This window comes from uncultured Nitratireductor sp., from assembly GCF_913053745.1.
Lineage (GTDB): Bacteria > Pseudomonadota > Alphaproteobacteria > Rhizobiales > Rhizobiaceae > Nitratireductor.
On the sequence record NZ_CAJXGF010000068.1, the window covers coordinates 1 to 23,419 of the forward strand.

The window sequence follows — 23,419 nt, forward strand, 5'->3', positions numbered from 1 at the left end:
TGTCCATGCCTGCCACAAAGCAGACAGCGGCGCGGTCATCTCCCGCTCGAAGGTCAGCGTCGCAAAGCGGCCTCCTGCGTGATTGAATGTCGCAGGCGCGCCGTTTCGGTTCAGCTTCAACATCATTTCCTACGCTCCTTAAACGCTTTCATCGTAAATGCTTCCAGTCGATCGAGCCGGGCGTCCCAAATGACCCGTTGTTCATCGAGCCATGTGCGTGCCGGCTCCAGAGCCTCTGGCACCACGGCACAGGTGCGCACCCGTCCCTCCTTGGACGTAACGATCAACCCGGCCTCTTCCAGCACCGAAATATGCCGCATCACTGTGGGCAGACGCAGGTTCGTGGGGCCAGCCAAATCGGTCACCCGGGCCGGCCCTTCAGCCAGGTGCGCCAGAATCGACCGACGGGTCGGATCGGCCAGTGCATGGAACAGGCGCGAAAGCTCGGGTTCATACTTAGTCATAATGCTAACTATCAGATCACACCCTTATCGTGCAAGGAAAACTTCGCAACTTTGCTAACTTTTACAATACCAAGCGCTTGGTTGGCCGAGCGATCGGCATCGTAGACCCGAGTAAAGACACCGAACTGCCGGCATTGGTTGGCAGTTGCAGTACAGGCAATCCGGCTTTTCGGAAGAGCGCATTATCCCGCGAAATATCCAATCGACGATTGAAGGGATCGGCGGTCGATTTGTCTGGCAAGACCGCGGTTTGCATGCGGTTCGTTCCGTCCTCAAGCTAGCCGCCACCTCACCTTCCTCATCGCTTGCATCTGCGCATAATTTGCGACCGATCGGACGCTCGCCACGATGGCTAAAAACACGCCAACCGGATGGCGAACAGGGTGGCGTTTGCAGAAACAACCGCTTTCAGGATCGAATTGACTGGAATCGCCCCCCCAACGACCAGGCACGAGCGCACCCATTCGATGTTTCAGCCAACTTTGGCGAGCGCCTGAACGAGAGAGACTGTCAACGCTCGCGCAACAGGGAGGCGACCATTGCGGCAACGTGTCTGAGCGCCGTATCCGCGGCCCGGCGGTGGTGCCAGGCGAGATGGAGAGTGAAGCCGGAGATTGGAATCGGCGGCGCTAAAGAAACAAGTTGGCCTTCGGCGCTCACAACGCGTGAAGGCAGCATGGCGATCATGTCGGAGTCCTGAAGGAGCGACGGAACAATCTGGAAATTGGGCACGACGAGACCGACCCGCCGGGCGAGTCCGCGGCCGGCAAGCTCCGTGTCGAGCGGGGTTCGCGTATCGCCCCGACCGGAGACAAGGATGTGCGGATAACGCAGCCAGGTGTCGAGATCGAAGTTGTCGATTGCCGGATGGCCCTCACGCATGGCGACCACATAGCGCTCAACGAGCAACTCCTCTCGGTGAAGTTCGTCCTCCGCTGGCGGAAAGACGGAAATGGCCAGGTCGGTGGTTCCTTCCATCAAATGTAGACGGGCGGCATCGGCGCCGTGCCATGGTTGGATCACAAGATCTATACCGGGCGCAGAATACTGAAGTTCCCGCTGCATGGGGGCGATCACAAGCAGCGCCGGATAGTCCGCCATGGTGATCCGAAGGGTTTGGCGTATCTCACTGAGCGGCACCTCCGGCGGGTCGACCAGATCCACAACCCCCGTCAACAGCGATTTCAGCGGCGCACGCAGCGCCTTGGCCTTCGGGGTAAGGCGCATGGTTCCGCGACCACGTTCCAACAGTTCGTCGCGAAAGAGATGGCGACAGCGTTGCAGCGCCGCCGAAGCTGCCGGCTGGGACAAGCCGACCCGATCGGCTGCGCGGCTGACATGAGCCTCGTCCAGAAGCGCGTCGAGCACCACGAGAAGGTTGAGGTCGAGCGATCTTAAATTCATTTGACAGATAATAGATCAGATTGAAAATCGATTGGAGTAATTTTTCTGTCGACGGCATCGTCTCGCAATCGCAACCTGCGGAGACGATTATGACCAAGACTCTCATCCTCCTTTTCCACCCCGACCCCTCTCGCTCGAAGGCCAATGCCGCATTGGCCTCGGCAGCAGCAAGGCTCCCAGATATCGATGTCGTCGACATGCAGTCTGTCTATCCCTATGGCATGGACATGGTTCGCGACGGCGAACGGGAGGCGGCACGTCTGCTTGCCGCTCCGCGCATCGTGCTCCAGTTTCCGGTGCAGTGGTATTCGACGCCCCCGTTGATGAAAGCATGGCAGGATGCTGTGCTTACGCGCATGTTCTACCTTGCCTACGAAGCGGAAGGTCGCGCGCTCGAAGGCACCCCGTTGATGCTGGCGGCCACCGCCGGCAACGTGCCCGAAGCCTACCATCCGGGCGGACGAAATATGTTCACGATCGAGGCACTTTTTGCACCTCTTCGTGCAACGGCCAATCGCTGCGGGCTCCGATGGTCGTCGCCTTTCATTGTCTATGAAGCCGACAAGCTGCCGCCTGAAGCGCTCGCGGCCGCGGCCGACGATTATGTCCTCCGCCTCACGGAATGGATCGCGTCGACCCCGGCGCGCGAAGCAAAGGCGGCCTGACCATGGCGACCAAGATCCACGACACTTTCATAGACCTCGAACGCGGCACGCCCGGCTGGTTCACCTGGTCGGCAAGGCTTCTGCCTGCCGGACTTCTTGCCCAGTTCCTGAGTGCCGGCACCGCCCTTTTCCAGGACGGTGCGCTTTGGGGGGTGCATGCGGGATTCGGCGGCGTCCTTGCCATTCCTGCTCTTGTCCTCGTTGGCGGTGCCCTGTCGGTTTCTCGCCTGCGAGGCTTCGGCTGGTGGGCTGGTCTCGTTTTCCTGCTCTATCTCGTCCAGGTGGTGCTGGCGGCGGGCTCTAAACCGTTGCCGCTCTCATTCCATCCGTTCAATGGGGCACTGCTTTTAACGGCAAGCCTCGTGTTGTTGGCCAAGGTCGAGCGCCGCCGCGCGCAGCCCGTGACGCTGCATACCCAATAGAATTAGAGATTAAGCGACCCCAGCCTTCCGCCCGCCACCTAAAGTGTCTAAAGCGACATTCCACACCGCGCCGATCCTTGCAGCCGACTTGCATTTCCCCTTACGCCTCGATCGGTTACAGACGGACGCTAGGCTTAAGGCAACGGCGGCGGGCGACCATAATGGAGCCGATTGCTACCGCCTCTGACATCCGAGATACATTGTGCTGTGGCGTCAAACCGACGCTATCGACGCGCCCTTGGTGGCGTGCGGTGATCGGTGGCAAAATCGCGCCGTAGAAGGCAATCGGCGGCTTATGGCGGAGAGAGAGGGATTCGAACCCTCGATACGGTTTCCCGTATACACGCGTTCCAGGCGTGCGCCTTCAACCACTCGGCCACCTCTCCAGGACGCGGCGTTTGGAGCCGCGCGAGGCTCATCTAGTCGATCTGATCGAGAATGCCAAGTCCAGTCTGTGACAGTTTTGCAATTTGCTGCACTTTCGTGCCCCCACCCCTCATATGCACTCAACTTTCCGCGCCCCGATTGCCTTCCTGTGCCGCCGGGCCTATGTCTCGAAGGGAACGATCCGCGGCGCAAGGTCGGAGACCCGGCGCCGGCGCAGATGCGAGGAATGGATGTTGCGCCTGTTCTTTCGAATACTGGCTGTTTTCGCCCTCGCGATTGCCGTCGTCATGGCGGTGATCGATGCGACACGCTCCATTGCTGCATCCGCGTTGACCTTCACCCCTCTCGGCGAAAGCTGGTATTCCGTGTCGCCGGACACGCTCAACCAGGCGCAGGCGCTGATCCAGCGCTACACCTTTCCCGTCATATGGGACCCGGTCATTATTCATATTCTGACCCTGCCCGGCTGGCTGGTTTTCATCGCGCTCGCTCTCATTTTCTACGTCGTCGGATACCGGCGCCAACGCACGGTTCTCGCCTGATCGCATCGAAAGACTTGGTTTTCCGAGTTCGGGACGCAGTCCGAAAGACCATCCCAGTTGTTTTTCCGAACGGTCAAAATTCCGCGTGAAATTTGATTTCAGCCATGCAAGAGTGACCGCAAGGGGAGAGCGTATGACTTTCTCCATGCCGTCCACGATGGTCCACGGCCCGTCGCGGAACGCTCGTCAGAGTGCCTAGGCGGATTTGCCATTTTCGGCCGACCGCTTGTGCAGCGCAGTCAGAAACTAAAACAACCGACAGGGTGTGGATCACATGAAGCGTATTGTCCTCGGCCTTTTGGCCGCCACCGCAATGTCCGCGAGCGCGTTTGCGGAAGAGATCGCTCCAGCCATCATCTACGATTTGGGAGGCAAGTTCGACAAATCCTTCAACGAGGCCGCCTACAATGGCGCCGAGCGTTTCAAGGAAGAAACCGGCATCGAATATGTGGAGTTCGAAATCTCCAACGATGCCCAGCGCGAGCAGGCGCTGCGCCGGTTCGCCGAGAACGGCCGCAACCCTATCGTCATGGCCGGCTTTACCTGGGTGGATTATCTGAAAAAAGTCGCGCCCGACTATCCGGAGACGGATTTTACAATCATCGACGATGCGGTCGATGCGCCCAATGTGCGCTCCGTGACCTTTAAGGAACAGGAAGGTTCCTACCTCGTCGGCATGCTGGCCGCTCTTGCCTCCGAATCCGGCACGGTCGGCTTCGTCGGCGGCATGCAGGTTCCATTGATCGGCAAGTTCGAATGCGGTTACGTGGGCGGCGCCAAGGCGGCCAATCCCGATGCCAACGTTATCCGCAACTACACCGGTGATACACCCGCCGCGTGGAACGATCCCACGAAGGGCGGTGAAATCACCCGCACCCAGATCGACCAGGGCGCCGACGTGATCTATCACGCTGCAGGCGGAACCGGCGTTGGCGTTCTCCAAGCGGCGGCGGATGCCGGCAAGCTTGGCATCGGCGTCGATTCCAATCAGAACGGCCTGCATCCGGGTCATGTGTTGACGTCCATGGTCAAACAGGTGGATGTGGCGGTTTACAGCGCGTTCATGGATGCCAAGAACGGTGAGTTCAGCTACGGCCTTCAGGATCTCGGCCTTGCCGAGGACGGCGTCGGTTATGCGATGGACGAACACAACAAGGATCTTGTGACCGACGAAATGAAGACGGCCGTCGAGGAAGCCAAGCAGAAGATCATCGATGGCGAGATCGAGGTGCACAACTTTTTGAGCGACAACGCCTGCCCCTATTGAGGCAGTGCGTTTTCGCCAGCCGTGAACCATCGAAGGGCCGCCATGCGGCCCTTTTTCCTTTCCTCATCGCGGCATTAATGTGATAGGCCGCATTCAATCTTTCTCCGAACAGTCTTCAGGAGCTATCCATGTCCGATCTCGTGCCGGTTCTCGATCAACTCGATCGTTCCATCGATCAGAGTCTGGAGCGGCTTTTCCACCTTCTGAAGATCAAGTCGATCTCCACCGACCCGGCCTTCGCCGACGAGTGCCGCAAGGCCGCCGAATGGTTGGTGGAAGATCTGAAAACCATCGGCTTCGACGCCAGCGTTCGCGATACCGCCGGACATCCGATGGTGGTGGCGCATCACGATGGCGAAGGCCCACACGTTCTGTTCTACGGGCACTACGACGTCCAGCCGGTCGATCCGTTGAACCTGTGGGACGAAGACCCCTTTTCTCCTTCGATCAAGGAGATAGAGCCGGGCCGTAAGGCAATCCTGGGACGCGGTTCGTCCGACGATAAGGGCCAGCTTATGACCTTCGTGGAAGCCTGCCGCGCCTACAAGCACGTGCATGGCAAGCTGCCATGCAAGATCACCATACTTTTCGAAGGCGAAGAAGAGTCCGGCTCCCCCTCGCTCCGGCCGTTCCTGGAAGAAAACCGCGACGAGTTGATGGCCGAATTTGCGCTCGTTTGCGATACCGCCATGTGGGATCGTGAGACGCCCGCCGTCTGCGTCGGCCTGCGCGGCTTGGTTGGCGAGGAAATCACCGTCAAGGCGGCCGACCGCGACCTGCATTCGGGATTCTTCGGCGGCGCTGCCGCCAACCCGATCACGGTGCTCGCCCGCATTCTCGGCGATCTGCATGACGAGAACGGTCGCATTGCGGTGCCGGGCTTTTACAATGGTGTCGAAGAGACACCGGCCGACATCCTTAAATCCTGGGAAGGGCTCGGCGAGGCCACTGAGAACTTTCTTGGCCCGATCGGCCTTTCGAAATTGTTCGGCGAGAAGGACCGCTCCGCGCTGGAACTCGTATGGGCGCGCCCGACGGCTGAGGTGAACGGCATCTCCGGCGGGTACACTGGTGAAGGTTTCAAGACGGTGATCCCTGCGGAAGCTTCGGCCAAGGTCTCGTTCCGACTCGTCCACAATCAGGATCCGGACAAGATCCGCGCCGCTTTCCGTGCCTTCGTCGAGGAGCGGCTGCCCGGGGATTGCCGTGTGGAATTCCATCCGCATGGCGGCTCGCCGGCCTTCCAGCTCGACTATGATATGCCGATCGTCACCAAGGCGCAGACCGCGCTGACGGAGGAATGGTCCAAGCCGGCTGTCGCCATCGCCATGGGTGGGTCCATCCCGATCGTCGGCGATTTTCGCCGCATGCTCGATATGGAGACCCTGCTGGTGGGCTTCGGTCTGCAGGACGACCGTATCCATTCGCCCAACGAGAAATACGATCTCACCTCGTTCCACCGCGGTCAGCGGTCCTGGGCCCGCATTCTCGACGCCCTCAGCCAGCAATAGGCCGGAAAGCAAAGATATGACCATCCGTTTTCACAGGAACGATCTGCCCGACCTCGGCCATTACGATGTGGACGCCGTCGCCATCGACACCGAAACACTGGGGCTCAAACCCCATCGCGACCGGCTTTGCGTCGTCCAGCTTTCGCCGGGCGACGGCACGGCAGACGTCGTGCAGATCGATGCCGGCCAGAAGAAGGCGCCGAACCTTGTCGCTCTCCTGAAGAATCGCAAGATCACCAAGCTGTTTCACTATGCGCGCTTCGATCTGGCGGTTCTCTATCACACCGTCGGCGTTATGCCCGAGCCGGTGTTCTGCTCCAAGATCGGCTCGCGCCTCACCCGCACCTACACCGACCGCCACGGCCTGAAGGATCTGTGCAACGAGTTGCTTGGCATCACGCTCTCCAAGGCGCAGCAATCTTCCGACTGGGCGGCTGAAGAGCTATCGCCCGAACAGCTCGAATATGCGGCATCCGACGTGCTCTATCTGCATCAGCTGCGCGAAAAGCTGACAGAGCGCCTGGAGCGCGAGAAACGTATGCGCGAGGCCGAGGCCTGTTTCCGTTTCCTGCCGACCCGTGCCAAGTTGGATCTGATGGGTTGGGAAGAGACGGACATATTTGCCCACAGCTGATGATCCCCGGTCGATTTCGTTTAATTTGACTTAACTGCGCCTTAAACCGCTGCCCTTTACTGTGCCCGCAATTGAAAGTGCGGGTTACAGGGTCACGGGGCTACAAAACGTATGGCGCGTAGAACGAAAAATCGAAGGATCGAACCGACATTCGACGCGCCGGCAACGCGTCGGCGCGGTGACGATCTGACACTCGGCGATGGCGACCGCGTCCTGCCCTCCCGCCAACGGCGCAAGCCTGCAAAGGGCAAGAACGCAAAACGCACGCCCCGCAAGCGCACCCGCCGAAGGAGCGGACGCAACGGCTCGAACGGCCGCGGTCTCTTCGGTTTCCTTCGCACCGCCGTCTACTGGTCGTTCGTGCTTGCCCTTTGGGGCGGTATCGCCGCGGTCGGCATTACCGCGTATTACGGCGCCAAGATGCCATCCGCGACCACCTGGGAAATTCCAGATCGCCCACCCAATGTGAAGATCGTCTCCGCCGATGGCGATATGATCGCCAATCGCGGCATGACCGGTGGAGAAGCCGTGGGCTTGCACGAGATGTCGCCGTTCATCCCGCAGGCCGTGATTGCCATTGAGGATCGCCGCTTTTATTCGCATTTCGGTGTCGACCCCATTGGCCTGGCCAGAGCCATGTCGGAAAACGTCATGGCCGGGCGGCTGACCCAGGGGGGCTCGACGCTGACCCAGCAGCTCGCCAAGAACCTGTTTCTGAAACCCGACCGCACCATCGAACGCAAAGTGCAGGAGGTGTTGCTCGCCCTGTGGCTGGAGCAGAAGCATTCCAAAGACCAGATCCTCGAAATGTACCTGAACCGTGTTTATTTCGGTTCGGGCGCCTATGGCGTGGAGGCGGCCTCGCGGCGTTATTTCAATAAGTCGGCGCGCGATGTCAGCCTGTCGGAAGCTGCCCTTCTGGCGGGTCTCCTGAAAGCGCCCTCGCGCCTTTCGCCGGCACGCGATCCGCAGGCCGCGGAAACCCGCGCGCAGGTGGTTCTGACCGCCATGCGCGATCAGGGCATGATCGGCGACAGCGAGATGACCACCGCCATGAGCCGGCCGGCCACCCGTGCCGCCGCGTATTGGACGGGTTCCGAGCATTATTTCGCCGACCGCGTGATGGAAGAGCTTCCTGGGCTCATCGGCGATGTAAAGAACGACATCGTCGTGGAAGCCACGGTCGATTTTCGACTGCAGAAACAGGCCGAGTCGACCATTCGCAGCCTGATCGACGAGAAGGGCGGCAAGCTTGCCGTCAGTCAGGGCGCCCTCGTCTCCATCGACACCACCGGCGCCGTGCGCGCGATGGTGGGCGGCTACGACTATGCCAACAGCCAGTTCGATCGCGCGTCCGAGGCGCGCCGCCAGCCCGGCTCGGCCTTCAAGCCGTTCGTTTTCATGGCTGCGCTCGAGCAGGGGCGTCGGCCCGACAGCGTGCGTAACGACGCCCCAATCAAGATTGGCGATTGGAGCCCGGAAAATTACAAGGGCAAGTATTACGGCCCGGTCACCCTGGCGGAAGCGCTGGCCCGTTCCCTCAATTCGGTCGCAGCCCAGCTCGCCATGGAGGCCGGGCCCAAATCCGTGGTCGAGCTCGCCCATCGTATGGGAATCGAATCCGACCTCAAGGCCAACGCCTCAATCGCGCTTGGCACGTCCGAAGTCACCCCGCTGGAGCTGACGGCAGCTTATCTGCCCTTCGCCACCGGTGGATTGCGCCCTGAGGTCTATTTCGTCAAGCGCATCACGACCGCCTCCGGCAAGGTGCTTTACCGTCACGACAAGCCGCGCATGACACGGGTGGCAAGTCCCGAGATCGTCGGCATGATGAATGCCATGATGCAAGGCACGGTGGAGTACGGCAGCGCTCGCTCCGCCAGGATCGGTCGCCCTGCCGCCGGCAAAACCGGCACGACGCAGCAATCGCGCGACGCCTGGTTTGTCGGCTACACCGCCGATCTCGTGACGGGTGTCTGGTTCGGCAACGATGCGTCCAAGGCGACCAGTGCGACGGGCAGTTCGATGCCAGTGCCCGCCTGGAAAGCGTTTATGGAAGAGGCTGTTAAAAACCGTCCCGTCAAGCGGCTGCCTGGCTCCTGGCGTCCTGGCGCATCTTCTCCCGGCATCGCCGCCACGCAGCCCGACACCCGCCCCGTTCCGCAAGCGTCGGTGGGTGGCAATGGCGCCCAACCGCCTCACGAGCGGCCGAAACCGCCCGCTGCGGTGCCTGCCGGCGGAAACCCTGGCCACACGGCCTCGGTTCGACGGCCCGTGCCGCCGGCCGATGTCGGTGGCGGATCTCAGAGGAAGCAGACGTCGATCCTCGACATCATACTTGGAAATTAGAGTCTCACGATCCGCTTTTGCCTATCGCATTCCCGCGCTCTCTCGCCTACATAGGAGCGGAACAGGGAGCAGGGCATGGCCGAGGAACGCAAGACACTGGTTTTGACCGGCGCGAGCCGAGGCATCGGCCATGCGACGGTGAAGCGTTTTTCGCGCGAAGGCTGGCGTGTGATTACCTGCTCCAGACAGGCTTTCGCGGAGGATTGCCCTTGGCCGGCCGGGCCCGAGGACCACATCAAGGTCGATCTCTCCGATCAGGAGGATGTCGGCATTGCCGTCGCCGAAATCCGGCACCGGCTGGAGGCCAATGGCGGGCGGCTCGACGCGCTGGTGAACAATGCCGCCATCTCGCCCAAGCTTGAAGGCGGCACGCGCATGAATTCCATCGACACACCGATGCATATGTGGCGCGACGTGTTTCAGGTAAACTTTTTCGCGCCGATCATGCTGGCCCGCGGTCTCTTCAAGGAACTCGGCAACGCGAAAGGGTCTATCGTCAACGTTACGTCGATCGTCGGCAGCCGTGTGCATCCATTCGCCGGAACGGCGTACGCCACATCGAAGGCGGCGCTCGTCGCGCTCACCCGGGAAATGGCGGCGGACTTCGGCCCCCACGGTATTCGCGTCAATGCCATCGCCCCTGGAGAGATCGAAACGTCGATCCTGTCTCCCGGGACGGACAAGATTGTCGAAGGCATTCCGCTGCGCCGCCTTGGACAGACGTCGGAGGTGGCCGACACGATCTTCTTCCTGTGCTCCGACCAGTCATCCTACGTTTCCGGCTCGGAGATCCACATTAATGGTGGTCAGCACGTTTGAGGGCAGGAGGTGCTAGTGCTGGTCCGATAGAAACCTATTGCATCAGCACTTTCTCAATGTCACCGACCGTGTGATTGGTCAGGGTCTTGGCGACTTCGCCGATGATTTTGTCCTCCACTTCCTTGTGCAGTTCTTTGCGCAGCTCGCCCAGAACCAGCGGCGGTGCAACAAGAACCAGCCGACCGAACTTGCCCTTGTGCGCAAGTTTGTAAAGCCGTTCGGCAACATCGGCGGCAAAGCGTTCTTTCTCGATGCGATGCCAGTCCGTCTCGTCCACGGCGCTGCGGTGAATTCCGTGACCGTCGTTGAAACGCCCGGGTTTGTCCGTGCCCTGCTCGCGACTTGGCGGGTTGTCCTCATGGATCGTTCGCACGACCTGCAGATTGGGATAGGTGGCGTCGCCTTCGTTGCGAAGGAAAAGCGCCTTCTCTCCATCGGCAACCACAACCCATGCATCGTGTACAAGCCGGAACTCAGCCATTTCGATCTCCATTGCTCAAGTGGTTTCGGAGAAACGCAGCCTGGCGCTTCCTGTTCCCACATGACGGATATGGGGATTCCGGAACGGTCGGGGAAGGATTTCCTGCCGAAAAGCGGCGCCGTGAAAAAGCAATCTTGTCGCATCCTCCGCGCGGCGAGTGTGTTTCTTCTCAGAATACCGTGCAAACCGTCATTATTCCGGGCATCTTTCAAGAAGGCCCGCAAACCATGGCGACCGACATTCCCAAGCTTGCCGCTTTCCCCGTGTTCATGCGGGTGGAAAACCGCGCCGTCGTTATTGTCGGCAATGGCGACGAAGCGCTCGCCAAGGCACGCCTTCTGGGCCAGTCGAGCGCGGCAATCACGCTGGTCGCCGCTGCTCCCGAAAAAAACCTCTACGACTGGGCCGTAGCCAACGGCGCGCATCTGATACAGGCCCCTTACGCACCGCGCTACATCGACAATGCGGCGCTTGTATTCGCTGCCACTGACGACGAGGTGCAGGACCGCGTCATTGTGGCGGATGCGCGCGCGCGTTCCATTCCTGTAAACGCCGTGGACCGGCCCGAGCTTTGCGATTTCTATACGCCGGCTCTGGTGAACCGGGCACCGCTCGCAGTCGCCATTGGCACAGAGGGTGCCGGCCCGGTATTGGCACAGATGATGCGGGCCCGCGTCGATCAGATGCTCTCCCCGTCGCTCGGCGCGCTTGCCCAGCTTGCCGCGCAGTATCGCGATGCGGTCGATCGCCTGGTGCCGCGCGGCCTCGCCCGCCGCCGTTTCTGGAAAGCCTTCTTCACCGGCGACACAGCGCACGCAATGGCCCGCGGCGACACGGCCGCTGCCCGGCGCAGCGCCTCCAGCCTGCTCGCCGCCGGCGAAAACATTCCCGGCCATATCGCGCTGGTGGGCGCCGGGCCCGGTGCGGAAGACCTCCTGACGCTCCGCGCGCAGCGCCTGCTCATGGAAGCCGATGTCATTGTATATGATGCGCTGGTGCCCGAAGCGGTGGTCGCCATGGGGCGTCGTGATGCCGAGCGCATCTCTGTTGGCAAGCGCAAAGGCTGCCATTCCAAGAGCCAGCCCGAAATCAACGATTTGCTCGTGGCGCTTGGCCGCGACGGTAAACGCGTGGTGCGGCTGAAATCCGGCGATCCATTGATTTTCGGGCGTGCGGGCGAGGAAATGGCGGCCCTGCGGGAGGCCGAGGTTTCCTATGAAGTGGTGCCCGGTGTGACCGCCGCTTTCGCAGCCGCCGCCGACTTCGAACTGCCGCTGACGCTGCGCGGCGTGGCCTCGTCCATCGTTTTCACCACCGGGCATGACCTGAAGGGGCGCACTTTGCCCGACTGGGCGAGTCTCGCTGTCTCCGGTGCAACCGTTGCGGTATATATGGGCCGATCGGTCGCCGCCGACGTGGCTCACCGTCTGGTTGAAGCCGGACTCTCGCCGGACACCGCCGTAGCCGTGATCGAGAACGCCAGCCGCGACGGCAAGCGCCTGTTGCACGGAACACTGAGCGATCTTCCCTCGCTTTCGAACCGCAGCGAACTGACCGGACCCGTGATGACGCTGATCGGCGATGCCGTGGCTGGCGCGAATTTCGAGCACTCGGAAGCGCTCGCGACCCACAAGCACCAATTGGAGCGTGCATGATGAAAATTGTAGCCGCCAATCGCCTGACCGACGGCGAAACCGTTTGGCTGGGCGCCGGCGATCGCTGGGTCGACACGATCGATGCCGCTCACGTGGCACGCGACGCCGAAGACGAAGCCCGCATCGAAGCCGCGGGGAAGCTTGCGCTCGCCGCCAACATCGTCATCGACGTCACGCTCGTCGACGTGGAGATCGCCGAGGGCCGCATCCTGCCAAAGCGGCTGCGCGAACGCATCCGCGCCGGTGGACCGTCCATTCATCCCGAGATCGGCAAGCAGGCGCGCAGCGCCGCGCAACACGCCGCCTAACGTCAGGCCACGTCCCATGTATCGTTACGATGAATTCGACCATGCCTTCGTACAGGCCCGCGTCGCAGAATTTCGCGATCAGGTGCAACGCCGGCTTTCCGGCGAACTGACGGAGGACCAGTTCAAGCCACTCAGGTTGATGAACGGCGTCTATCTGCAGCTTCATGCCTACATGTTGCGAATTGCGATTCCATACGGCTCTCTGTCGCCGCGCCAGATGCGCAAGCTCGCGCACATCGCCCGCACCTATGACAAGGGCTATGGCCATTTCACCACACGCCAGAACCTCCAGTTTCACTGGCCTAAGCTGGTCGACATCCCGCGTGTGCTCGAAGAGCTCGCCGAAGTGGAGATGCACGCCATCCAGACGTCCGGCAACTGCATTCGCAACGTAACTGCCGACCACTTCGCCGGCGCGGCCGCCGACGAGGTGGCCGATCCCCGCCCCTATGCGGAGATCCTTCGGCAATGGTCGTCGCTCCATCCGGAATTTTCCTACCTGCCGCGCAAATTCAAGATTGCCGTGACGGGCGCCGAGCGCGATCGCGCGGCGATCGAGGTGCATGACATCGGCCTGCATTTGAAGAAGAATGCCGAGGGTGCGCTGGGCTTCGCCGTGTTTGTCGGCGGCGGCCTGGGCCGCACGCCCATGGTCGCCAAGAAGATCCGCGACTTCTTGCCCGAGCAAGACCTGCTCTCCTATGTGACGGCCATTCTGCGCGTCTACAATCTGAACGGACGCCGCGACAACAAGTACAAGGCGCGCATCAAAATCCTGGTACATGAAACCGGTACGGAGGAATTGACGGCGCAGGTGGAGAAAGAATTCGCCGCTCTGAAAGAAAGCGAACTGAAACTCCCCGACGCCGACATCCGCGCCATCGAAACCTATTTCGCGCCACCGAAGCTGAAAGCTCGTCCGGAAGGCGACGCGACCGTGAGCAAAGCGGTGAAAGCCGATCCGGGATTTGCCGACTGGCTGCGCCGCAATGCGCATACCCATAGCAACCCAGACTATGCCTCCGTGACCGTGTCGTTGAAAGGCATCGGCGAAGTGCCGGGCGATGCGACCGATGTGCAGATGGACGCCATTGCCGACCTCGCCGAGCAATACGGCAATGATGAAATCCGCGTCAGCCACGAACAGAACCTGATCCTGCCGCATGTAGCGCGCGCCGATCTGCCGGCGCTTCACGCAGCCCTGGTCGAGATCGGCCTGGCAACTTCAAATGCCGGTCTCATCACCGACATCATCGCCTGCCCCGGTCTCGATTATTGCGCGCTTGCCAATGCCCGCTCCATTCCGGTGGCGCAGGAGATCTCGCAACGTTTCGCGACGCAGGCCCGCCAGGACGAGATCGGCGATCTGCAGATCAAGATTTCCGGCTGCATCAATGCCTGCGGCCATCATCATGTCGGCCATATCGGCATTCTGGGCGTTGAGAAGAAAGGCGCCGAACTCTATCAGGTGACGCTCGGCGGTTCGGCGCGCGAGGGATCGACCATCGGCGAAATCATCGGGCGCGGCTTTGCGCCGAACGAAATTACCGACGCCGTGGAAACCATCGTCGATACCTATCTCGCCAAGCGCGAGAACCGCGACGAGACATTCCTCGACGCCTATCGCCGGCTCGGCCCCGCACCCTTCAAGGAGGCTCTTTATGGTCACGAAGCCAAGGCAGCTTGACCGCGATTTCGCTGCCAACGGCGATACGGTCGAGTTGGCAGCCGCTCTGAACCTGCGCTACGGGCACTTGCCGGCCGAAGAGATCATTGCCGTGGCGATCGACCTTTTCGACGGAGCAGGCGGCATTGCCGCCACATCCTCCTTCGGTGCGGATTCGGCGGCTCTTCTGCACCTCATCGCCGATGCCGAGCCAGGTCTGCCAATCACCTTTCTCGACACTGGCCAGCATTTTGGCGAAACGCTCGAATATCGCGACCAGCTTGCCGACGATCTGGGTCTGACGAACATCGTGATCGTGCAGCCGCTCGACGATGCGCTGGCTGCCGACGACCCGAAAGGCATTCTGCATCAGAGCGACACCGACCGGTGCTGCGCGATCCGCAAGGTGGAGCCCATGGCCCGCGCCATCGCGCCCTATCGCGCCTGGTTTACCGGACGCAAGCGCGGGCAGGCTTCCACGCGGGCGGAAATGCCTGTGTTTGAAGCCGTAGGCCCGCGCATCCGCGTCAACCCGCTCGCGCGCTGGTCGACCGGGGATCAGGCCGATTACATGCGCAGGCACGATCTGCGCCAAAACCCGCTGGTGGCGTTCGGCTATCTGTCGATCGGTTGCTTTCCCTGCACCAGCCCCGTACAGCCCGGCGACGATCCCCGTTCGGGCCGCTGGGCCGGTCAGGCCAAGACCGAATGCGGTATCCATTTGCCCGGGCTCGAGACCTCGCTCGCACCAACCTCGGGATAGGAGTTTTTCATGAGCATGTCAGACGTTCGGCTTTGGACGCCCGAGGGGTTCCGCGACAATCTTTGGCGCAAGGCCGAGGATATTGCCGCGCTTCATGACGGCGGGCATGTGATCCTGCCGCTCGGAATCTTTCTCGAACTCGATGAAACGACGCGCCGAAACGCCATCGAACGCATCGGCGTCGAGCTTCTGCCGGGCGACGCGCTGGACGCCGTTCTTCCGTATCTGGCGCATCTGCCCTTGGTCGCGCTCGCCTTCCCTGCTTTCAATGACGGGCGCAGCTACTCCAAGGCCGAGCTTTTGCGCACACGTCACGGATACCGGGGAGAAATCCGCGCCACAGGCGATGTGCTGATCGACCAGATCGCGCATATGTTTCGGGTCGGATTTTCCACACTCGAAATCGTCAATCCATACACGATCGGCCAGCTCGAGGCCGGCAAGGAAGCTGGCATACCGCTCTACTATCAACCGGCTGCCAAGGCCTCGGCAGCACCCGGTTCCTATGCCTGGCGGCGAGTTTCGGCCTGAGTTTTCGGAGAATTCGCTCGGGAATGGCGAAATTTCGACGCTGTTTTGCGTCGTTTCATCTCGAAATTTCCGCGTTTCTTCCTATATAAATCGCCAAGGGGTGCATTTGGCGGAACTTCTGCTATGGTGCGCTCCGTCTTGAGTCGCCCCTTGTCGGGCGCTTTTTGCGTCTTTGCGCCGGCTGATGCCAAGCCCAGCGCCGATGCGAAATAAGATTGACCGTGAGCTACCCTTCGCGCTTTCCAGCGCCTTGGCCATGCTCAACCATTGAAACGCCAACTGAAGAAGGAAGTCCATTGCAGGTTATCGTTCGCGACAACAATGTCGATCAGGCCCTTAAAGTGCTCAAGAAAAAGATGCAGCGCGAGGGTGTTTTCCGGGAAATGAAATCCCGCCGTTCTTATGAAAAGCCGTCGGAAAAGCGCGCACGCCAGCGTGCCGAAGCTGTCCGCCGCGCGCGCAAGCTGGCCCGCAAGCAGGCTCAGCGTGAAGGTCTTCTGCCGAAAAAGCGCCGCGCAGCCTGAGACTGACCGCCGGGAAAGTCTTGGTTTTACAGGATTTTACGAAGCAAGGACGGTGTGGCGCATGCCCCGTCCTTGTTTTGTTTCGATGGCATCACCCGGCGCGACTCTCCGCCTCGTCCAGTTTTCCCAACAAATCCTGAAATTCGTCCGGAATCTCCGAATCCAGCGAGAAATGCGGCATTCTGTTCAGAAACCGCGTATTTTCCGGTTGACCGAGACGCTCTCTGACACTGTGCGCAGTGTCAGCGCGATATGCGTCGCTCCGGCGCTCCTGTCGATTGTCTTGTTGCGTCATTGTCCTTACTCGATATTTCAAATCGCATTCGGGAAATAAAACCGCGACGTGTAGATTTGTTCCGAGAAATGAGGCACTTCGACCATATTTGGGCAATAGAGTAAACTTTTTCTAAAATACTAAAGATCTGTCCAGGTGTCCGAAATCCTGTACCCTTCGGGCCATGGATCGGAAGGATCGAGCATCAGTTGATGCATGCCGGAGACCCAGCCGCGTCCGGCAATTTCAGGTATGATAGCCGGATTATCTCCTGCCCGTGTTTCACCCGTAATGCGGCACTGAAACCGCGAACCCAGAATCGACACACCCGTGAAGCGGTCTCCCACTTTCATGCGCCGACGCGCATGGAGCACGGCCATGCGGGCGGAACACCCGGTGCCGGTGGGTGAGCGGTCAAGCTTGGCCGGGCGGATGACGACCGTGTTGCGGCCGACGAGACCATCCGCCGTTTCTTCCACCGGCAGTGCGAGTTGGCAGAAGGAGATGTGATCCCATTCGGGGTTTTCGGGATGGGTGAAGCCGAGCTGCTCATTTGCCGCCCGTGTGATCTTCGCACCGGTTTCGGCCAATTCGCGGGCTTCGTCCGGCGTGACGGAGAAACCGAGAGCTGCGGCATCGGCGATGACGAAACTGTCGCCGCCATAGGCCGTATCGACCGTGATCGTGCCGAGCCCCGCGACCTCGAGGGATGCATCGAGACGGTCGGCGAATGACGGTACATTGGTAACGCGGATGCGCTCGGCCTTGCCGTTGCGGCATTCGGCGGTCACGTGAACGAGACCGCCCGGCGCTTCCAGAACGAGCTTCGTTTCCGGTTCAACCATTGGTACGATGCCGGTGTCGAGGAGCACGGTGGCAACGCAGATGGAATTGGAGCCGGACATGGGCGGCGTGTCTTCCGGCTCCATGATGATGAAGCCCATATCGGCTTTTGGGTTTTTCGGCGGAACGAGAAGATTGACATGGCGGAACACGCCGCCGCGTGGCTCATTGAGCACGAAATTGCGCAGGTTTTCATCGCTGGCGATGAAACTGCGTTGCTCCCACAGCGTCTCTCCGGGCGGCGGCAGCACACCGCCGACAATGACGTCGCCGACCTCGCCCTCGGCATGGCAGGAGACAACATGGATGGCTCGGCTGGAACGCATGGCTCAGGCACCTTTCCCGAATGACAGAACCGGCGCGCCGAGCGCCTCGAAAACGGGCTCGACGCCAAGGCCCGGCCCGGACGGCGCCTTCATGCCGCCATTCACGCGTTTCGGTGCGTTGGCGGCGATGGCCTTGGTGCCGTAGGAATTGAAATCCGTTGCCGAGAAGACGAAATCGGACGGCGTCGACTGTGCCAGATGCGCGATCGCGGCGGTGACGATGTCGCCGCCCCATGTGTCTTCAACGGTCATGGGAATGCCGTGCGCCACGCACACATCGCGCATGGCGCGGGCTTTCGACAGACCGCCGACCTTGGAGATTTTCAGGTTGATGACATCGAATGCGTCATCGGCCAGACCGCGCACCAGCATGTCGAGCCCGGTGATGTTTTCATCCATCACGAAAGGCTTTGCCGTGCGACGGCGGATCGACAGGCACTCGTCATAAGTGGGGCATGGCTGCTCGATATAGACATCGAGATCGGCCACCGCATCGACCCCCCGCGCTGCCTCGTGGCGGGTCCAGCCGGTGTTGGCGTCGGCCACGAGAATGTCCGTGTCGTCGAGGATTTCGCGGCAGGCGCGGATGCGGGCGATGTCATCATCCGCATTGCCACCCACCTTGAGCTGGAACTTGGTGTAGCCCTCGGCCTTGTAGCCGGCGATCTTCTTCGCCATCGTCTCCGGGTCTTCCTGCGAGATGGCGCGGTAAAGGCGCACCTCGTCCTGCGCGCTGCCGCCAAGAAGCGTGACCAGCGGCAGGCCGCTCGCCTTGCCGAGAATATCCCAACAGGCGATGTCGAGCGGCGCCTTCACATAGGGATGGCCGTTCAGCGCGGCATCCATGGCGCGGTTGACCAGACCGAGATTGGTGGGGTCGAGACCGATCAACTTTGGCGCGATTTCCTCAAGCCCGGCCCGGACACCGCGCGCATAGGATGGCAGATAGGCCGAACCCAGCGGGCAGCATTCGGCATAGCCGGTTATGCCTTCATCCGTCTCGATGGCGACGACGGTGGAATCGAAGACTTCAACAAAGTTTCCATTCGACCATGAATAGCGCCCTTCCTTTAACGGCAGATCGACCTGATAGGCGTGGATGGCGGTGATTTTCATGGTCTCTCCTCAGGACGTTTCAACATTTCCTGCAACTGATTTAGACAACCACGAAACCATGGGCATAGGGATCGCGGTCGTCGATCATGATCGTGTTGTAGCCCGTAACGCGCGCCCAGCCGGCGACCGAAGGCACGATGGCGGGTTTGTCCGCAACTCGCGCTTCTGCCTCCACACGACCTTCGAACATGGAGCCGATGATGCTTTCGTGGACAAAATCATCGCCGGGTTTCAGGAGCCCTTTCGCATGCCAGTGCGCCATGCGGGCCGAGGTGCCCGTGCCGCAGGGCGAGCGGTCGATGGCCTTGTCGCCATAGAACACAGCATTGCGCGCGTGCGCTTCGGGCCGGGTGGGTTTGCCGGTCCACAGAATGTGGCTCAGGCCCTTGATGTCGGGCTTTTCGGGGTGGACGAAATCGTATTTCGCGTTGAGGGCCGCGCGCAGTTTCGGGCTCCAGCCTATGAGCTCGCCCGCCGTATGGTTCGCCATGTCTTCGAAGGCTGCCTGCGGCTCAACGATGGCGTAGAAATTGCCGCCATAGGCGACATCGACCGTGATGTCGCCAAGCCCCTCGACCTCGGCAGTGAGACCGGTCGCATGAACGAAGGCCGGCACATTGGTGAGGCGCACCTTTTCCACGAAACGATCGCTCTGCTCATATTCCGCGACCACGAGACCCGCCGGCGTGTCGAGGCGGACAACACCTTTCTCGCGCGGACGAATGAGGCCGTTTTCAATGCCGATGGTGATGGTGCCAATCGTGCCATGCCCGCACATGGGCAGGCAGCCCGACGTTTCGATGAAAAGGATGCCGATGTCGCAATCCTCGCGCGTGGGCGGATAGAGGATGGAGCCCGACATCATGTCATGGCCCCGCGGCTCGAACATGAGGCCGGTGCGGATCCAGTCATATTCGGCCAGGAAATGCGCGCGGCGCTCCAGCATGGTGGAGCCCTGGAGCTGTGGACCGCCGCCGGCCACAACCCGCACGGGGTTTCCGCAGGTGTGTCCGTCGATACAGGTGAACGTGCTGACCACCATGGTGCTTTCCTGTCAAAACCGGCCGGGCCGGAAGGGCGATATGTCGATGGGTGGGTTTCGCTCAAGGATCAGATCAGTGACGAGCCGCGCGGTGGCGGCCGACTGCGTGAGCCCCAGATGGCCGTGGCCGAAGGCATAGAAAATGCGCGGGCTGGAGGAGGCCCGCCCGATGACCGGAAGCGAATCTGGCATGGAGGGGCGCGAGCCCATCCACTCCGTTCCGCCTTCGCGCTTCAGCCCCGGCAGGAAACCGGCCGCCTTGTCGAGCATGTGCCGTGCGCGCTGGTAATTGACCGGGGCATCGAAACCAGCAAGCTCGGACGCGCCGCCGACGCGGATGCCGGTGGCAAGCGGCGTGACCACGAAGCCATGCGCGGGAAAGATGACCTGTCGTCTCAGATCGAAACTGCCGGGCGGCAGCGTGGTGTTGTAGCCGCGTTCGGGTGTGACGGGCAGCCTCTCGCCCAGCGTCGCGGTGAGCCTGTTCGACCACGGCCCGGCGGCGAGAACGGCATGGTCTGCCTTGAGGGTTCGACCATCCTCAAGAGTGACCATGACGCCTTCGGTGCTATCGGCCAGATGAGAGACCGCTCCCTCGACAAGATGGACGCCCCGCGCCTGAGCTGCTTCCAACAGGGCAAGCGCATAGTCGCGCGGGTCGCTGACCGTTTTCCACTGCGGCAGGAACACGCCCTTCACCAACCTTGGCGAGAGGCCCGGCTGCAATTCGGCAAGGCGCGCGCCTTCCACATGCTCGATCTCGACGCCGGCCTTCTCACAACGCTCCCAGCTTTTCAGCGAAGCGCGCCATGCGGCCCCGCTCTCATAAAGCTCCAAAGCGCCATCATGGCGCACCAGACGGTCGAGCCCGGCTTCCTGCGTGAGGGTTGCAGTTTCGGCTTCGGAGAGCTGGTTCAACGCTGCCTGCGCTGCCGTGCTGGCCTCGATGCGGTCTGGCATGGAGGCGCGGAAGAAGCGCAAGAGCCATGGCAGAACCGACGGAAACTGCGCCGGCGGTATGGAGAGCGGCCCCAGCGGATCGAACAGCCATTTCGGAGCCTTGAAGAGAATACCGGGCGATGCCAGCGGGAGGATGGAAGGGAAGGCGAAAGCACCGGCATTGCCCCGGCTCGCGGCATTGGCCGGCGCATCGCGCTCGATGAGCACGACCTGTTGGCCCGCCTCTGCAAGGCGGAATGCGGTGGCTATGCCGATGATGCCGCCGCCAATGATGGCGACATCGGCCTTGCCTTGCACGCGCGCTTTGCCCATTCCTCCCCTCCTGCCGATCAGGGCTGCGTGTAGGCCGTCTTCACCGTCGTATAGAATTCGACGGCATAGCGCCCCTGCTCGCGCGAACCGAAGCTCGACCCCTTGGTGCCGCCGAAGGGCACGTTGTAGTCGACACCGGCGGTGGGCAGGTTGACCATGACCATGCCGGCCTGGGACTTCTGCTTGAAGTCGCTCGCGTGTTTGAGCGATGTGGTGCAGATGCCGGAGGAAAGGCCGAAGCTCGTGTCATTGGCCACATGCAGCGCTTCCTCGTAATCCTTGACGCGGACGACGCTGGCGACGGGGCCGAAAACCTCTTCGCGGTTGATGCGCATGTCGTTGCCGGTCTCGGTGAAGAGCGCGGGCGCCATGTAGAAACCGGGCTTCTCCAGCGAAAGGCGCTCGCCGCCAAAGGCAAGCTTGCCACCTTCCTGACCGGCGATCTGGACATAGGAAAGGTTCTGCTCAAGCTGCTTTTCGTCGACCACCGGGCCCATCTGGGTTTTCGGGTCGAGCGCATCGCCGACGACGAGGGCCTTGAGCTCTTCGGTCAGCGCGGAGACGAAACGGTCGTGAATGCCTTCCGTGACGACGAGGCGGCTCGATGCCGTGCAGCGCTGGCCGGTGGAGAAGAAAGCGCCATTGAGCGCAACACCCACCGCCGCATCGAGATCGGCATCGTCGAGAACCACAAGCGGGTTCTTGCCGCCCATTTCAAGCTGCACCTTCTTGAGGTGTTCGCCGCAGGCGGCGGCAATGCCACGGCCGGTCGGAACGGAACCGGTGAAGGAAATGGCGCGGACCTTGGGGTTTTCGATCATGCGGGGGCCGAGTTCGGAACCACGGCCAGCCACCAGGTTGAACACGCCCTCCGGCAGGCCGGCGCGCGACAGGATTTCCGCAAGCGCCCAGGCCGAGCCCGGAACCAGCTCTGCCGGTTTCAGCACCACCGTGTTGCCGTAGGCGAGCGCGGGCGCGATCTTCCATGCGGGAATGGCGATGGGGAAGTTCCACGGGGTTATCATGCCGATAACGCCCATGGGTTCGCGGCGCATGTCCACCTCGACGCCGGGGCGGATGGAATCGAGCCGCTCGCCCGGCAGGCGAACAGCCTCGCCCGCGAAGAACTTGAACACCTGCCCGGCGCGGACGACCTCGCCAATGCCTTCCGCCAGCGTCTTGCCTTCCTCGCGCGAAAGCAGGTGGCCGAGTTCGTCCTTGCGGGCAATGATCTCATTACCGACGGCATCGAGAATGTCGAAGCGCTGCTGCGGCGTGGAACGCGCCCAACCGGGGGCCGCATCATGGGCGGCGTCAATGGCGCGGTCGAGGTCGGCAGCGCCAGAGCGTGCCGCCATGCCCACCACGTCGCGCGTGTCCGACGGATTGATGTTCTCGACCTGGCTGTCGCCGTGAACCCATTCACCGGCAATGTAATTTTTGAACTGGTTGGTAGCTGTTTCGTTGAGCGCCATTGGTGGAATACCCCGGTTTGTATCGGTTTCAGTTTACCGGCACCCTAACGCAGGCGGAGCCTGACAGTCATGCGATGCTTCGTTGTGCCAGCCTGCCATTTGCGCATGAGGCCGATGGACGCCGGAGAAGGTGCGACCGCAGCCATACCGGCGCAGGACCACCGGCGCTTTCAACCGCATCGTCGGCCCGCATCGGCCCGCTGGCGTGCTCCCTTCGCGTGCAAACGCCAGTTCCTCAAAGAGTTCTTTAACGTAGATTGGATCCAATATACAATTGGAAAATCGCTATCCTTCAAGGAAGCCGAATCGCGGGGCGCCCAAGCACAACCCGACATGGCGGCAGATGGCGCAGCGGAACATTGGCTCAGGAGATAAAACTGGAAAGCATCGATGTAAGACAGACGGCATCGGCGACCGACCTGGTGTTCGAGGCCCTGCGCAAGGCGATCATTGAGGGCGAGTTGGCGGAGGGAGAACACCTGCGTCAGGATCACATCGCGCAGATGTTCAACACCAGCCGTATACCAGTACGCGAGGCACTGCAGAGACTGGAACAGGACGGGCTCGTCACCACGCAGCGCTACAAAGGCACTGTGGTGGCCGCGCTGTCGACATCGGAGATCAAGGAGATCTTCGAGTTCCGCGCCCTGTTGGAAAGCGAGATGATCCGGCTCGCCGT

The 23,419-nt window shown here is 61.4% G+C and carries 23 protein-coding genes and 1 tRNA gene; 15 read left to right on the top strand and 9 right to left on the bottom strand.

Features of this window, described 5'->3' with window-relative positions; genetic code table 11:
- Positions 1-122: 122 nt before the first annotated feature.
- Entirely contained in the window at positions 123-464 is a 342-nt protein-coding gene (locus tag QZ638_RS12505; protein ID WP_295810819.1) for a metalloregulator ArsR/SmtB family transcription factor, read from the bottom strand.
- A gap of 510 nt (positions 465-974) precedes the next feature.
- The gene (locus QZ638_RS12510) at positions 975-1,868 is read right to left on the bottom strand and encodes a LysR family transcriptional regulator (protein WP_295810822.1); all 894 of its coding nucleotides are present in this window, start codon (positions 1,866-1,868) and stop codon (positions 975-977) included.
- A gap of 89 nt (positions 1,869-1,957) precedes the next feature.
- Here QZ638_RS12510 and QZ638_RS12515 point away from each other — a divergent pair, with 89 nt between their 5' ends.
- Both QZ638_RS12515 and QZ638_RS12520 read left to right on the top strand, forming a co-directional pair.
- Positions 1,958-2,533, top strand: coding sequence for an NAD(P)H-dependent oxidoreductase (locus tag QZ638_RS12515; RefSeq protein ID WP_295810825.1), 576 nt, complete (start codon positions 1,958-1,960; stop codon positions 2,531-2,533).
- A 2-nt stretch (positions 2,534-2,535) separates the two neighbouring features.
- Positions 2,536-2,955 (top strand): DUF6220 domain-containing protein, encoded by a 420-nt coding sequence (locus tag QZ638_RS12520; protein ID WP_295810827.1) that lies wholly within the window; start codon positions 2,536-2,538, stop codon positions 2,953-2,955.
- 296 nt (positions 2,956-3,251) lie between these two features.
- Here the strand turns inward: QZ638_RS12520 and QZ638_RS12525 are convergent.
- Positions 3,252-3,341, bottom strand: a tRNA-Ser gene (locus QZ638_RS12525).
- 231 nt (positions 3,342-3,572) lie between these two features.
- Here QZ638_RS12525 and QZ638_RS12530 point away from each other — a divergent pair.
- The 6 genes from QZ638_RS12530 to QZ638_RS12555 all read left to right on the top strand — a co-directional run bounded on the left by QZ638_RS12530 (position 3,573) and on the right by QZ638_RS12555 (position 10,464).
- Complete coding sequence (locus QZ638_RS12530; RefSeq protein WP_295810829.1) at positions 3,573-3,884, top strand: hypothetical protein; 312 nt, start codon at positions 3,573-3,575, stop codon at positions 3,882-3,884.
- A gap of 274 nt (positions 3,885-4,158) precedes the next feature.
- The gene (locus tag QZ638_RS12535; protein WP_295810830.1) at positions 4,159-5,151 is read left to right on the top strand and encodes a BMP family ABC transporter substrate-binding protein; all 993 of its coding nucleotides are present in this window, start codon (positions 4,159-4,161) and stop codon (positions 5,149-5,151) included.
- A gap of 128 nt (positions 5,152-5,279) precedes the next feature.
- Positions 5,280-6,662 (top strand): dipeptidase, encoded by a 1,383-nt coding sequence (locus tag QZ638_RS12540; protein WP_295810832.1) that lies wholly within the window; start codon positions 5,280-5,282, stop codon positions 6,660-6,662.
- A gap of 16 nt (positions 6,663-6,678) precedes the next feature.
- Complete coding sequence (locus QZ638_RS12545; RefSeq protein ID WP_295810834.1) at positions 6,679-7,296, top strand: ribonuclease D; 618 nt, start codon at positions 6,679-6,681, stop codon at positions 7,294-7,296.
- A gap of 111 nt (positions 7,297-7,407) precedes the next feature.
- On the top strand, positions 7,408-9,645 hold the full coding sequence (locus QZ638_RS12550) for a transglycosylase domain-containing protein (RefSeq protein ID WP_295810838.1): 2,238 nt from the start codon (positions 7,408-7,410) through the stop codon (positions 9,643-9,645).
- A gap of 75 nt (positions 9,646-9,720) precedes the next feature.
- Positions 9,721-10,464, top strand: a complete 744-nt coding sequence (locus QZ638_RS12555) for an SDR family NAD(P)-dependent oxidoreductase (protein WP_295810842.1) — start codon at positions 9,721-9,723, stop codon at positions 10,462-10,464.
- A 34-nt stretch (positions 10,465-10,498) separates the two neighbouring features.
- Here QZ638_RS12555 and QZ638_RS12560 read toward each other — a convergent pair whose 3' ends face one another.
- Positions 10,499-10,945: a host attachment family protein gene (locus QZ638_RS12560; RefSeq protein ID WP_295810844.1), complete on the bottom strand. Its 447-nt coding sequence runs from the start codon at positions 10,943-10,945 to the stop codon at positions 10,499-10,501.
- Positions 10,946-11,172: 227 nt separating this feature from the next.
- On the opposite strand from QZ638_RS12560, the gene cysG reads away from it, so the two are divergent.
- From cysG to rpsU, 6 genes are all read left to right on the top strand, one after another.
- Positions 11,173-12,600, top strand: coding sequence for a siroheme synthase CysG (gene cysG / locus QZ638_RS12565; RefSeq protein WP_295810847.1), 1,428 nt, complete (start codon positions 11,173-11,175; stop codon positions 12,598-12,600).
- Positions 12,600-12,908, top strand: a complete 309-nt coding sequence (locus QZ638_RS12570; protein ID WP_295810876.1) for a DUF2849 domain-containing protein — start codon at positions 12,600-12,602, stop codon at positions 12,906-12,908. The genes cysG and QZ638_RS12570 overlap by 1 nt, the downstream gene beginning before the upstream one ends.
- Before the next feature lie 16 nt (positions 12,909-12,924).
- Positions 12,925-14,595: a nitrite/sulfite reductase gene (locus QZ638_RS12575; protein ID WP_295810849.1), complete on the top strand. Its 1,671-nt coding sequence runs from the start codon at positions 12,925-12,927 to the stop codon at positions 14,593-14,595.
- Positions 14,570-15,337 carry a phosphoadenylyl-sulfate reductase gene (locus QZ638_RS12580; RefSeq protein WP_295810853.1) on the top strand — a complete coding sequence of 256 codons (768 nt, stop codon included), beginning with the start codon at positions 14,570-14,572 and terminating at the stop codon, positions 15,335-15,337. Before QZ638_RS12575 ends, QZ638_RS12580 begins: the two co-directional genes overlap by 26 nt.
- Positions 15,338-15,346: 9 nt before the next feature.
- Entirely contained in the window at positions 15,347-15,868 is a 522-nt protein-coding gene (locus tag QZ638_RS12585) for a DUF934 domain-containing protein (RefSeq protein WP_295810855.1), read from the top strand.
- 296 nt (positions 15,869-16,164) lie between these two features.
- Positions 16,165-16,392, top strand: a complete 228-nt coding sequence (rpsU, locus tag QZ638_RS12590) for a 30S ribosomal protein S21 (protein WP_007010888.1) — start codon at positions 16,165-16,167, stop codon at positions 16,390-16,392.
- Positions 16,393-16,806: 414 nt separating this feature from the next.
- On the opposite strand, the gene QZ638_RS12595 is transcribed toward rpsU, so the two are convergent.
- From QZ638_RS12595 to QZ638_RS12615, 5 genes are read right to left on the bottom strand one after another with little or no spacing between them, the layout of a single operon-like run.
- Entirely contained in the window at positions 16,807-17,835 is a 1,029-nt protein-coding gene (locus tag QZ638_RS12595) for a proline racemase family protein (protein ID WP_295810859.1), read from the bottom strand.
- A 3-nt stretch (positions 17,836-17,838) separates the two neighbouring features.
- Positions 17,839-18,951: a cis-3-hydroxy-L-proline dehydratase gene (locus QZ638_RS12600; protein ID WP_295810861.1), complete on the bottom strand. Its 1,113-nt coding sequence runs from the start codon at positions 18,949-18,951 to the stop codon at positions 17,839-17,841.
- A 40-nt stretch (positions 18,952-18,991) separates the two neighbouring features.
- Positions 18,992-19,993: a 4-hydroxyproline epimerase gene (locus QZ638_RS12605; protein ID WP_295810864.1), complete on the bottom strand. Its 1,002-nt coding sequence runs from the start codon at positions 19,991-19,993 to the stop codon at positions 18,992-18,994.
- 12 nt (positions 19,994-20,005) lie between these two features.
- Positions 20,006-21,265, bottom strand: coding sequence for an FAD-dependent oxidoreductase (locus QZ638_RS12610; RefSeq protein WP_295810867.1), 1,260 nt, complete (start codon positions 21,263-21,265; stop codon positions 20,006-20,008).
- A 17-nt stretch (positions 21,266-21,282) separates the two neighbouring features.
- Positions 21,283-22,740 carry an aldehyde dehydrogenase family protein gene (locus QZ638_RS12615; RefSeq protein WP_295810870.1) on the bottom strand — a complete coding sequence of 486 codons (1,458 nt, stop codon included), beginning with the start codon at positions 22,738-22,740 and terminating at the stop codon, positions 21,283-21,285.
- A gap of 359 nt (positions 22,741-23,099) precedes the next feature.
- On the opposite strand from QZ638_RS12615, the gene QZ638_RS12620 reads away from it, so the two are divergent.
- On the top strand, positions 23,100-23,419 hold a 320-nt coding region (locus QZ638_RS12620; RefSeq protein ID WP_295810873.1), incomplete at its 3' end, for a GntR family transcriptional regulator.